11 protein-coding genes are annotated in these 12,361 nt (G+C 57.9%); 7 read left to right on the forward strand and 4 right to left on the reverse strand.

The window, feature by feature from the left end; translation table 11 throughout:
- Window positions 1-75 precede the first annotated feature (75 nt).
- Together HJC04_RS13065 and HJC04_RS13070 are read left to right on the forward strand one after the other, a co-directional pair.
- Complete coding sequence (locus HJC04_RS13065; protein WP_210629842.1) at window positions 76-1,593, forward strand: tripartite tricarboxylate transporter permease; 1,518 nt, start codon at window positions 76-78, stop codon at window positions 1,591-1,593.
- A 157-nt stretch (window positions 1,594-1,750) separates the two neighbouring features.
- Window positions 1,751-1,921: a hypothetical protein gene (locus HJC04_RS13070; protein WP_094299101.1), complete on the forward strand. Its 171-nt coding sequence runs from the start codon at window positions 1,751-1,753 to the stop codon at window positions 1,919-1,921.
- A 119-nt stretch (window positions 1,922-2,040) separates the two neighbouring features.
- On the opposite strand, the gene HJC04_RS13075 is transcribed toward HJC04_RS13070, so the two are convergent.
- Window positions 2,041-3,132, reverse strand: coding sequence for a DUF475 domain-containing protein (locus HJC04_RS13075; RefSeq protein ID WP_210629843.1), 1,092 nt, complete (start codon window positions 3,130-3,132; stop codon window positions 2,041-2,043).
- A gap of 346 nt (window positions 3,133-3,478) precedes the next feature.
- On the opposite strand from HJC04_RS13075, the gene HJC04_RS13080 reads away from it, so the two are divergent.
- From HJC04_RS13080 to HJC04_RS13090, 3 genes are all read left to right on the forward strand, one after another.
- Window positions 3,479-3,709 (forward strand): hypothetical protein, encoded by a 231-nt coding sequence (locus HJC04_RS13080; RefSeq protein WP_210629844.1) that lies wholly within the window; start codon window positions 3,479-3,481, stop codon window positions 3,707-3,709.
- Window positions 3,710-3,749: 40 nt separating this feature from the next.
- Entirely contained in the window at window positions 3,750-3,950 is a 201-nt protein-coding gene (locus tag HJC04_RS13085) for a hypothetical protein (RefSeq protein ID WP_405047661.1), read from the forward strand.
- Window positions 3,951-4,097: 147 nt separating this feature from the next.
- Window positions 4,098-4,820 (forward strand): hypothetical protein, encoded by a 723-nt coding sequence (locus HJC04_RS13090; RefSeq protein ID WP_221146401.1) that lies wholly within the window; start codon window positions 4,098-4,100, stop codon window positions 4,818-4,820.
- Between the two features lie 6 nt (window positions 4,821-4,826).
- On the opposite strand, the gene HJC04_RS13095 is transcribed toward HJC04_RS13090, so the two are convergent.
- Complete coding sequence (locus HJC04_RS13095; RefSeq protein WP_210629846.1) at window positions 4,827-5,321, reverse strand: hypothetical protein; 495 nt, start codon at window positions 5,319-5,321, stop codon at window positions 4,827-4,829.
- Window positions 5,322-5,707: 386 nt separating this feature from the next.
- Window positions 5,708-6,751 (reverse strand): porin, encoded by a 1,044-nt coding sequence (locus tag HJC04_RS13100; protein WP_221146402.1) that lies wholly within the window; start codon window positions 6,749-6,751, stop codon window positions 5,708-5,710.
- 587 nt (window positions 6,752-7,338) lie between these two features.
- Here HJC04_RS13100 and HJC04_RS13105 point away from each other — a divergent pair.
- Window positions 7,339-7,866: a hypothetical protein gene (locus HJC04_RS13105; protein WP_221146403.1), complete on the forward strand. Its 528-nt coding sequence runs from the start codon at window positions 7,339-7,341 to the stop codon at window positions 7,864-7,866.
- A gap of 1,137 nt (window positions 7,867-9,003) precedes the next feature.
- Window positions 9,004-9,150: a hypothetical protein gene (locus HJC04_RS13110; RefSeq protein WP_221146404.1), complete on the forward strand. Its 147-nt coding sequence runs from the start codon at window positions 9,004-9,006 to the stop codon at window positions 9,148-9,150.
- 259 nt (window positions 9,151-9,409) lie between these two features.
- On the opposite strand, the gene HJC04_RS13115 is transcribed toward HJC04_RS13110, so the two are convergent.
- Window positions 9,410-11,977 (reverse strand): ATP-binding protein, encoded by a 2,568-nt coding sequence (locus HJC04_RS13115; protein ID WP_221146405.1) that lies wholly within the window; start codon window positions 11,975-11,977, stop codon window positions 9,410-9,412.
- Window positions 11,978-12,361: the final 384 nt, after the last annotated feature.

A 12,361-nucleotide genomic window follows, 5' to 3' on the forward strand; every position in this document is an offset into this window, starting at 1 on the left:
TGCTGTCAGCTCTTTTGATTTTTCGCGGCGACCGATTGCGAAGGCACGGACGGGAACGCCGCCTGGGACACCAAGATGAGCACATTCGAATTCCTATGGCAGGGTATCCTGGTTGCGATGCAGCCGATGAACCTGGTTTATGCGCTGGTCGGCGTGACGCTCGGCACTGCCGTCGGCGTCTTGCCCGGCATCGGCCCGGCGCTCACCGTGGCGCTGCTGTTGCCGGCCACCTACAAGCTCGATCCGGGCGGCTCGCTGATCATGTTCGCCGGCATCTATTACGGCGGCATGTATGGCGGTTCGACGACGTCGATCCTGCTCAACACGCCGGGTGAAAGCGCCTCGATCGTCACCGCGCTCGAGGGCAACAAGATGGCGCGGGCCGGGCGCGGCGGACCGGCACTGGCGACGGCGGCGATCGGCTCCTTCGTCGCCGGCCTCATCGCGACGCTCGGGCTCGCCTTCATCGCGCCCTATATCGTCAAGCTGGCGCTGGTCTTCGGGCCGCGTGAATATTTCGCGCTGATGGTGCTCGCCTTCGTCACCGTCTCCTCCGCCTTTGGGGATTCGGCGCTGCGAGGACTGACCGCGCTGTTCATCGGTTTCGCCCTTGCCATGGTCGGCATCGACCAGCAGACGGGCCAGGCCAGGCTTTCCTTCGGCATTCCCGACCTGCTCGACGGCGTCGAAGTGACGACGCTGGCAGTGGCGATGTTCGCGATCGGCGAGACGCTCTATATCGCAGCGCAGGGCAACCGGGCCGCGGAGCAAGTAGAGGCGGTCAAGGGTTCGCTCTGGATGAACGCACAGGACTGGTCGCGCTCCTGGAAGCCCTGGCTGCGCGGCACGCTGATCGGTTTCCCGATCGGAGCGATGCCGGCGGGCGGCGCTGAAATCGGCACCTTCCTGTCCTACTCGACCGAAAAGCGGCTGGCCAAGAACCCGGAAGAATTCGGCAATGGCGCGATCGAAGGCGTGGCCGGTCCAGAGGCGGCGAACAATGCGTCAGCCGCCGGCACGCTGGTGCCGCTCCTGACCCTCGGCCTGCCGACGACGGCGACGGCGGCGATCATGCTCGCCGGCTTCCAGCAATACGGGCTGCAGCCGGGGCCGCTCCTGTTTGCCACCAATCCGCAGCTCGTCTGGGGTCTGATCGCCAGCCTGCTCATCGCCAACGCGATGCTGCTCGTCCTCAACCTGCCGATGATCGGGCTCTGGGTGCGGCTGCTGACCATTCCGAAGCCGTGGCTTTATGCCGGCATCCTGCTATTTGCGACGCTCGGAACGATCGGCGCCAACCCTTCGGTGTTCGAACTCGGCATGCTGCTCGCCTTCGGCCTGCTCGGCTATGTGATGCGGCTCTTCGGCTATCCGATCGCGCCTGCCGTCGTCGGCCTGATCCTCGGGCCGCTGGCCGAGCAGCAGCTGCGCCGCGCGCTGGCGATCAGCCAGGGCGACGTGACGACACTGGTGATGTCACCGATCGCGGCAGGCCTGCTCATCGTTGCGGCGGCTGCTTTCCTGATCCCGCTGATCCTGCGCATTCGCGGTCGGGGCCAGGTGCTGTCGCAACTGGCGGCAAACGAAGACTAGAAGAAAAAGACAACCTTACCCCTGCCTGGAGGCCGGCCATGGAGACATGCGCCGGCCGCTTCTTTTTGCATGGCTGCGGTGATTTTCCGTGCATTGTCGATTCGCCGGCGCGCCGCCATCTATGAGTGGTCAATCATAGAGCAAGAGGAACAGGATAATGTCCGCCATCCGCAATTCAGTCCACGCCGGCTTCCTGGGCCGCGCATTCGCTGCGCTGAGCGCCGCCAACGCCGTCAGCGCCGCTGTCGAGGCCGGCCGTCGTCCGCGCGCCCGCGACCTCAAGGAGCTTGGCATCGACCCGGCCTCCTTCGGTCAGGTCATCCGCTAAGCCCTTCAAGGCATGCACGAATGAAATAGCCCGCAACCGGATGGTCGCGGGCTTTATTTTTTTGTCGGAGCAATAGCCGCAACGCTGAAGCGCGTTGCGACCTTCCATCGCCTGCCACGTCAGGCGTGCAGTTCTTCCCGCCGGTCGGCGTGATCATCCGCCCTCTCGCGCCTGTTGTGGCGAATGGACGACCAGAGCGACAGACCGATCAAGACCGCGCCGCCGAGGCCGGTGATAACCTCGGGAATGTGCACCAGGGTCTGCGCATACATGATCACCGAGAGGATCAGGATGGCGTAGAAGGCGCCATGTTCGAGGTAGCGGTATTCTGCAAGCGTTCCCTTCTCCACCAGCATGATGGTCATCGAGCGCACATACATGGCGCCGATGCCGAGGCCGATCGCGATGACGAAGAGATTCTGCGTCAAGGCGAAGGCGCCGATGACGCCGTCGAACGAGAAGCTGGCATCCAGCACCTCCAGATAGACGAAGGCGCCGAGGCCGCCCTTGGCGGCTGCGCTCATCGTCTGCTGCGACGCATCGAGTAACTCGCCGACGACCTCGACCGCGAGGAAGGTGAGCAAGCCGTAAATGGCGCAATGGACGAAGACGCTGGCGTCCTCGCCGCCGATCAGCCAGGAGAATACAAGCATCAGCGCCAGCACGAAGGCGATTTCGATGCCCCTGATGGTGGCCGAACGCGCCATCACCTTTTCCAGGCCGCGAAGCCAATGGATCGTCTTCTCTTGGTCGAAGAAATAGCTGAGGCCGACCATCATCAGAAAGGTGCCGCCGAAGGCTGCGATCGGCAGATGCGCATCGTTCATGATGCGGGCATATTCCTCGGGTTCGCGGGAGGCGAGCACCAGAGCGTCCCAGGGGCCGATGCGTGCGGCGATGGCGACGATCGCCAGCGGAAAGACAATACGCATGCCGAAGACGGCAATGATGATGCCCCAGGTGAGGAATCGTTTCTGCCAGACCGGCGTCATCTCCTTCAGCTTGTTGGCATTGACGATGGCATTGTCGAAGGAGAGCGAGATCTCCAGCACCGCAAGCACGGTGCAGATGAAGAAGACGGTCGCCATGCCGCCGATCGTGCCGGTGGTCTGCCAACCGAGCACGGCGCCGAGAATGAGCCCGAGGGCCGTGACGATGAAAGCCCAGCGGAAATAGCCGAGCGAGGATTTATTGGTCTGGGACTGGTTCATGGCCGCACCTCGCGGCCGCAAAGCTTGGAGGGGATGGAGGTATTATAAAAACGCGGCATACCACAACGGGCATGCTGACGAGGCATGGTGAGCTTTTTCATCGATGAAAAATCCGCCGGCTGAGCTGCAGGCGGTACCGACATCACGAGAGCGCCGTAAAAACTCTCGCCAGAGGGGCCCGGCACCAATGTTCCCCGTAGCCGATGTCTGGAAGGCTGCGGGATAGGCCCTAGGTAATCTACTTCCCCAACCAGTCAAGGCCAAACGCGCCACAGAAAACGGCAAATTTTCGGGAACCATTGGGGGCCTCCGCTCGTTAAACCCTGGTTGAGCTGAAAGGAGGCCGATGATGCACACTTCGACCCATGTTCCCGACAAGCGCACGGAGGCATCCGACCGCATGAAGCGGGCGAGACCAAATCGCATGCAGAAGGCACAGGTACTGCCTCCGCATCATGTCGACCTGACGCTGACGCCCGGCGTCATCCACGACATTCACGTGCCGGCGCATGTGACCGGCGCGGACCTTTCCAAAGGGGGGCCTGACATCAAAGCTCATACGAACACGAAGAAATAACGGCTCTTCCGAAGGCCTCTTCGGCGTGCTGACGGTCGATCTGAAACAGGGTGAGAAACATATGGCAATGAACTTTGTGGCCCGGGATATTGTGATCCGGCACGAAAATGAATGGCAGGCCATCCGCGAGGGGGCCGACAAGCGCATCGAGATCGGCAAACGCAAACAGTCGATCGCTTCGCCCAGCAGCGGCGCTGCATCGGCGGGGAAAAACGAGCCTTCGGCCCAACGTCCGGACTAGGCGAAAGACAAACCTGTGGAGATAGGCGCCCGGCGATGCCGGGCGTTTTGCTGCCAGAGTATCGGCTCACGTCAAAGATAACGGCCCGCGCCAACCTTTCGGAAAGGATTGGGCAGCGATAATCCCGGCCTCACGGGATTCGGACAGATGGCCAAGACAGCGACACGCGGCCGCCGCAAGGCGCCGGCGAGAGGAAAGAGCAGAGCGCGCGGCGGCGGGTTGCTGCCCTGGGCGGTGATCGGCATTGCCGCGATCGGCGGCATCGTCGCTCACGACAATTGGAAGAGCCTTCAGCCTATGCTTGAACGGCACTCGGCGCCGATCGCAGCGGAAATGGCGGAGCCGAGACCTGTCACCAGGAAGGATGTGCCGCCGAAGCAGGTGGCGCTTGTCGCACCGACGCCGAGAGCCGCGCCGCCGACGCTGCAGGCGCAGCCGCTGCCGCCGGCTGCAATCCCGACGCCGGCCATCCAGCCGGTCAAGGCGGTGCCGGCCCCGGCCTCTCCCGGGGCTCAGCAGACGGCAACGGGCGCCTTCGGCTATTGCGGGCAGGGCGCGCACATCAATTGCGTCGGCGACGGCGGCGTCTTCTGGTACAAGGGCGAAAAGATCGTCATTGCCGATATGGCAAGCCCGGTGGCCGACCAGGCGCGCTGCGATGACGAACGCAGAGTGGCCTTTGCCGCGAAGCTGCGCCTGCTGGCGCTTCTGAACGCCGGCCCCTTCGCCATCGACGCGGCTGGAACGACCGAGCCCTCAGGCGCGCAGCGGATCGTCTCGCGCGACGGGCGCTCTTTTGGCGCGCAGCTGATCAAGGAAGGGCTGGCGCGCAAGCCAGGGGCGGCCGGCGGCGCGTGGTGCGCCGCCTGACGGGAGCTATTTTCCCTTTTTCACCAGCTGGCCGCCGGTGCGGAAGCTGCCGGTGAAGGAGGAGTCCTTGCTTTCGGCGGTGCATTCGATCGCAATCGGCTTGCCGGCGTAGGGATTGCCGAAGGTGCAGAAGCCGGCGACCTTGACCTGCCCGGTCATCTTGTTGCCGACGCCCGTCGTTACCAGGCTCAACGGCAGGCGAGCATTGCCGTTGGAGGCTGGCTTGATGCCGCTGCCATCGCCCTGGAAGCCGAGCGCTTTTCCGTCTGAAGTGAAGATGAAGGTCACCGAACCGTTGGCCAGCGTGACGCTGGCAAGCTCGTTTTTGCAGCCCTTGGTGGCGTCGAATTTGGCGACGACCAGTCTGGCGCATTTGCCGGAAAGCGTAATGACGCCGGGAGCGCCGGGAAATGTCTCCGGCGGGGAGGCCGGCGCGGCAGAGGCTGGCAAGGCGAGGACGGCGGCAACAAAGCCGGCGGCTGCAAGCGCGGATAACTTCATTTCAATCTCAAATCCCATGTCCTGGCGAGGCGAATCACCGCTTCACCTTCGATTGGCCATGGCACGGCTCTGTGTCCGAAATTTGGTTCCATGTAGCATAAAGATTCTGCCGTTCGCCGGGCCAGCCCGCGGAAGGGCGGAACGTCGGTTTGGCTTGCCGGTTAAAAGGTCCGGCAACGGCATGATCTTCCGGACATCGGCAAGGTTCGTGCGTCCGATAGGACGCACGACGCTCTAATGGCCGTGCTCGTCGAGCGCCTGCCGTCTGGACGCACTTCTGGTCAAGGCGGAATGGGCCTAGGCAGGGAAGTCCAGGCCCATTCTTTCCCGATCGGAGGTCAGTCAGATCAGGAATTTATAGCTGCCGGTCTGGCCGGCAGCCTTGATCAGAACGCGCGCTGCAGGCGGAAGTAACCTGAGGTTACGTCGTCGGCATTGTCCGGATCGAGGTACTGAACCGAGACCTTTGCGGAGAAGTTGTCGACGATCTGATAGTCGATCGTTACGCCAGCCTTCCAGGCGCTGACGTCGTCGTTGAACTCGCCGGCAGTGATGCCGTAGTTGTCGTAGTACTGAACGGCCGGAGTGATCTTCAGCTTGTCAGTCGCCTTGATGGCGTATTCGGCAGCGATCGCCCATTCAGCCTTGTTGTAGTAGGCGTTCGGGTTGGATGCGTAGACGACTGCGAGGCCTAGCGTGCCGGGCCCGACGGCAACCGTACCCATGGCGCGGACGGCGCCTTCTTCGTTGTCAGTGTCGTAACCCGCAGTGATCTGGTAGCTGAAGATACCGGCCTTGCCGCCGAGACCGACGGCAACGCCGACGTTGTTGGCGGTTTCGCCGTTGTAGAACGGGCTGTCTTCCAGCTCGTCGACGCTGATGCCAGCATAGAAGGCGTCGGTTTCGTATTGATAACGCAGCGAGTTATGCAGCGTTACCGGAGAACCGATATCGTCGGTTTCGCCGGAGAGGCCGTCGTCCCACCAGGAGTAGAACAGACCAGCACGGAAGCCTGCGATGTCGATGTAAGCGGAGTCGAGCTGGGCCTTCTGGGCCGAAGCATTGTCAGCATTGAACTGCATGACGATAACACCGGTCAGCGGACCATATTCGGTGTCGCTCTTGGCGGTGAATTGAACCTGGCCGCGGGTGCGGGCGTCCCAGTCCGAGTCGTTGGCGACGGAACCGCCGCCGCCGGCGCCGATCGAGCTGGCGTTCGGAGCAACGTCAACCTGGAAACGGACGTAGCCGTTGATCTTCAGGCAGGTCTCGGTGCCGGGGATGTAGAAGTAGCCGGTGCCGTAAGCGTCGCAGACGCGAACATATTCAACCGGTTCCGGTTCGGCGGCGACGATAGCGTCAGCGGCCTGAGCGCCGGATACTGCTGCGAGAGCAGCAGCGGAGCCGAGAAGAAGGCTCTTGATGTTCATGGAATAACCTCCAGTTCAGATGCGAGAGGATGAAGACCGTTGCCATCGGCAGTCCCTACGTGTCTTCACCAGTGTGATCGAAGCGGCACCTTTTTAGCTCGGTGTCTGCCTCGCCGCGGAAGTTACATAAGGGATGTTGCACCGCAACGTCATTGTCGATCATGACAGCAGGCTGCACCGGCTATGTTGCTGAAATAACACGCATTTTGTCACAAACTCGTCATCTGCTTGTCACAAAAATCATACTTCTGAATTCCGAGCAACGAGGGGCTGAGCACTCAGCAATGGTATGCAATTGATGCTCGAATGAGCGCCTCCTCATATGAGGGCGGCCATAACTGCAATCTGCGCGAGTCGGCGCAGGGCCAGGCGACCGGATGCCTGGACATGTCGATCAATCTGAGGAAGGGACGGATCTCAATGACTGCGACATCCTCAAACGGGGACAGAAATCCCCTCGCGCGCTAAAGCAGGTCACATGAGTCAGGTTTGATGCGACGTGCTTTACGGACTTTTGAAATCGTCCCAGAGGATCGCTACCCCAGCTGTGGACTGTCCCGGCGCTAGACCGTTTTCAAGCTTTCCAGTTGAACGAGGCATTGAGTCGCTGTGATGTCGATCTCAGGGGGCTGCAAGCAAGCTCGATCGATGGCGATGCAAAGACCTCGCCGTTCGGAGGAGCTTCCTCGCCTACCAACTCCTCCGGTCAGTCATCAGGTGCAGACCAGCTTCAACCCCCCTCGAATTGGGAGTTCTACACCCGAGAAGTGGATTGGGGGCGCACATGCTTTGTTCAAACCCACCGTGGAATTGCGATGGTCGGCTTCATGGGATCACCGGGCAACGGTCTCGTCGGATTCGTCAGCAGCGTGTTCAGCGGCGAGACCAGAGCGACGTGGCATGTGGATGACAAGCCGGCCTATGTGTCCGACGGAAGCGAAAGCGACTATTTCACTTGGCATGAGTTCGGTCAGCTGCCGATGGAATTACTGGATCAAATGGCGCAGGGAAACGAGCTGGCTGTAACAAGCGCAAAGGGTGAGCGCGTAGCTGTGAACCTCACGGGCGCTGCTGACGTGCTCTCCAAGTTCACGGCCTGCTTCAGCAAACGGTGACTGGGTTCTCCCCAGTTCCCCCGCGACGCGTCTCTGAGGCGGGCGCGCTCAGCATCGAAACAGGTGGTGCGTCAAGATCGAGTAAGAGCTGCCGGATGTGAGGTTCGGCTACAATGGTGCCGATTTCGCTCATGAACGGAGCCGGACTCTTTTAGAGATATCTCCAAACACAGTATTGCATTCTATGTCGCTAATATTGCTAATCCTACGATCGTGAATGCGGATAGAGTATTAGCCCAAATAAATAAGATGGCAAAAATATGAAGTACATCTTTTGCTGGCATTGACATCATGGTGTATTCCTAGCACTCCTACACCAAAAGGTGAAGGGATGTACGCCTCGCTAGAGGGAATCGCCCAAGCCTCGGGGGATGTATGTCTTTTCTAAGTTTGCCGTGGGTCATTGGCCCAATCCCAATTGTGGCGACTGCGTGGGCTGCGTACGTCTGTGTTATCAATGTAGCAAAGAAAAGAGGAGATAGCGGAAAGGCGTTCATGGGTGCCCTGCTGCTTTCGAGTGGGCTGACTTCAATTGTGCAGCAGTTATTTGTCTCGGATCAAAATTTTGCTGTTCTGTTAATAAGCAGTCAAATAGTCTCAAGCGGATTTTTCCTCTTTATAATGAAGGCCAGCCAATCGCCAGGTTGGATAGGCCCTTCTCAAGCGAAAGTCGGTGAAAGACCTCCGACTTTCTCGAAGGAGTTTGTGATCCTGTCTGTATCGTACATTTTATTAAATGTAATTATATCGATATTTCCTGGTCCAGATCGATGCACTATTGCGAAATGTTTTGTCATGGAGTGGGCATTCGGAAGAATAGATCACGTCTTTTCAAGACTGTACTTGGAAACTACGTTTGGGACGATCCTGTTGGCCGGAATAATTTCTCATCTTTTCCGGTTATTTAAGAAAATTAGACGTAGCCGGTTTTCCAATTAAAGAGGAAGTGCGATGGGTGACCTTTTGCAAAAGCCGTCTGCAAATGCCGTCAATAATGGGGTAACAGGGGCTTGGGTGAGGAAGTTACGCCCCATGTCCTAAAACACACTTGCATCACGTGGATGATGCAGCGAGGAGTACCGATTTGGGAGGCGGCTGGATTCTCAGGCACCTCTGAGCAAATGATTCGGAAGGTGTATGGACATCATCACCCAGAGCATTCAGCCGCCGCCACAAGGCGGTTTCATGGGCGATAAATGGGCGAGCTATGAAAAACCACAATTCACCTATCAGCGGCTTGGCGAACTACCCTTGCGCCCCAAGGAGATCGAATGGTGGGCGTGACAGGGATTGAACCTGTGACCCCTACGATGTCAAAATAGACTCTCAGATTGAAGGCGTAAGATGGGGAGGAAATTGTAAAACAAGATCAGCTAGTTGGCTAAAGATGTACGTGATGATGTCACGGTGTAAAAGACCATGTTTGTATCGCAAATGTATGAGGCTTGCACTTGATTTGTAGGTTGATCTGGCACCAGTTGGCACCCCAATGAACATGGCGCCTTTCGGTCTTTGAGCTGAACGCTTGCTAGGCAGTTCCTGTTCAGAGTTCCGCTGCTTCGATAGGCCGAAGCTTTTCTATTCGCGTCGTGAGTGCCATCAGTTCACGTAGCAGCTCGTCGCGACTTTTCTCCAATAGGGTCGGTTTGTTTTCCAATGAGGTCCGCAGTTTGGTGCTTCGGTTGTGTGCCGTGGCCAAGTGTTCTCGACTGGTCTCAGAAATTTGCTGCCTTCGCTCGATGCCTTCGAGCCACTTTTTCAGCGCGAGGATCCCAGCCCTGAGAAGACGCTCGTTCCAGAAGCGATAGTGCGTCGCGGCCCTAAAAGCGGCTCCGAACATTCGGCGATTAGCGTCGCCCTGAGCCTCGCCCTCAACTTGAATTGATCCGACCCACCGGAAGATGAGTGTCTCGTAAAGTCGCCAAAGCGATGCTTTATCGCCATGATCAGAATATGTTTGGATCGCCGTTCTAAGGTCATCGAGCGCAGTCGCGTAGAGGAGATTGGCTTCCGGATAGCGGCCGGAACGGGCGAACTCATCCCCAATCTGCAGGCGAGCGCCGTCGCGGGCGATGACGTAACGGGAGCTCTTAAGCGTCGGCTCAGCTTTATCGCTGACCTCTATCACGCCGCGCCAATCCTTGCGTTCTTCTCGAACTGCAAGCCAACCGTCGAAAAGATCTCGCTTGATACATCCTAACTCGTGTGCTCGTTGATAATGGTCTTCAGCCTGCGCGTATAGATCCATTTCGCGGTAACACCTGCCCATGAGGCAGTGCAAATCCGGACTGTCAGGCAAGGATTTCAGCGCCTCAGAAGCAACTGATCGCGCTTCTTCGAGCTCCCCGTTTCTCAGATAGGACACGGCGCGCGTAATGGCTTGCCCGACAAATGGGACCTTGTTGTCCCGTAAAGCGGCCAAGCGGCTGCATTCGCCCTTGATGTCTTTCCAGTCTGCAACTCTTTTTTCCAAAAGATCGGTGACCAGGTATAGCGAGGATGGTAGCGTAAAAACGCTGCCTCCCGGTAGAGATGTATCAAGCGCTGTCATCGAGAACCCTTGTAGGCCTTCGAGCGCGATCTGTATCTCATACCGATTAAGCTTGATGACAGCTGAAATCTCGGCGATCGACGCAGTGTGTAGGTAACCTAGGACAAGCAAAACACGCCCTTCATGAGCCGTAAGGCGCGCTATCTCAGTCTTGAACGCTGCGGCGCGCACGGCTTCGCCGTCGCTGCCCTTCCAATGCTGGATCGCCTCCCTGTAGGTGTCGCCAAGAGATATCAGGCGTAGAAGGGATAAGGTAAAGAGCGGCGATCCGCCGCTAGCAACTGCTAATTGCTCGACCTCCGAAGGCGTTGGGGCCTTAATGCCGAGAAGATCGCACTTGTCCGCTACGAGTTGCTCGAACGCGTTCCCGATCAGACCGGACATCTCTGTGTAGAAGGCTCGAGATGCACCTAGATTTCTCCTTGCAGTGATGATTGCCTTAGATCGTGATCTTGAGCAAATTTGCGTGAGCAGGTTGAAAATCAGCTGCTGGTCTTCATCGGGAAGGGTGTCGACGTTGTCAACGATAAGAAGGTACCTAAACGCTGAAAGGTGCTCAACGACTAGGCTCAAGAGTTCATCTCTGGAAGGTTCTTCAGGGATCTGATCGGGTGGGCAGCCAGTCTCCGCAAGTATCTGGATGAACAGGTTGTCAATATTGTTGAAGTCCACTCTTGTGAGGGGAACGAAATGTCCCTTTTGACCAGAGAAAGTCGATACCTTCGCTCCAAGCCAAATCACTCTGTCAAGCGCAGGCAAGGCGTTAAAAATTACTCGCTCGGCAAAAGTGTAGGCAACAGAAGTTTTACCTAGCCCCCCTAATCCACTCAGGATGTGTACGGGGTTGAATTGGTCTGCAAGCCAGCTCCACAAACAAGACAGCTCGTGATCTCTTCCACGGAGTTCGCCGAGCTCCGGGTCACGCATAGGAAGATTGTTTTCTAATTGTCGTGTTGGGGCAGGTATACCAAGCAATTCACGGCTGCCGTACAAAAATTCGAAGTCTTCCGGGGTACTGGCAGGAATGGATGTATCGCGGAGGCGGAAATAGAAGTCACCAGAGTTGTAAGCTTTTCGTCCGGTAGGACCTTCAGTCGCTGTTTTCGTGAAATGAGCCGGGTTTAAGCCCACCTGCCTCTTAGGGGTGAAAAGCAGGCCGAAGCTGGTTCCATTATAGTTGACAACTCTGTATATCGTCTCGATGTTTTTGCCTGTGGCCGCTTGAAGTCGTTTATTCAGATCTCCGGCATCAAAGGCTTTACTCCAACCCTTTATGTCGCCGGTACCGTCTTCTACGCCGATTACCAAGTACCCACCGTAGGCGTTATAGAAGGAAACGCAGTCCTTCATTATCTCGCAAAATTTCGCGTCTACTTCTTTCTTGTCCCCCTTGTGCGAGGGCGCTTGTGGTAGTTCTAGTTTGAAGTCCCACACAACCGCTTCTTCATTAATAGCTTTATCACCTGCAATGAGCTCGCGCAGAACATCTTGATCAACCTTCCCCTCGGCGATCATTCGGCATAGATTTGCTCTTCGCTGGTACACGCTGTCGATGAACATGAAGCTTCCCCCTAATATTCCGAGTGCTAACGTCAGATTGTCTTCATGACAAGATGCCCCCGGGGGATGATTTTGGTTTGTGCACGTGATCTGCGTGAGCTCCTTTGCCACCAGAGGCTCTTCTCTGAAAACCGGCTATACCTGAACCCCTACTGGGGAATAGAAGGCGGCCTGCGAGAACAGATCCACGATCTCAGTGCAACGGGTTGCACCAAGATTTTGAGCAACAGGTTCCCATCGCCGGGAGCTAACAGTATGACTTCATCCGGAAGGTGACCCGTCTCAGTGGTCGGACAGTTGGAAAGAGGTGTGGCCCTATAAATCTGGACTTCGGTGGAGGCGGATCGCGATGGCTCACGCCTGAACAGGCCTCGACGGCCCCAA

It is taken from the genome of Rhizobium sp. NLR8a (genome assembly GCF_019685235.1).
Classification (GTDB): domain Bacteria; phylum Pseudomonadota; class Alphaproteobacteria; order Rhizobiales; family Rhizobiaceae; genus Rhizobium.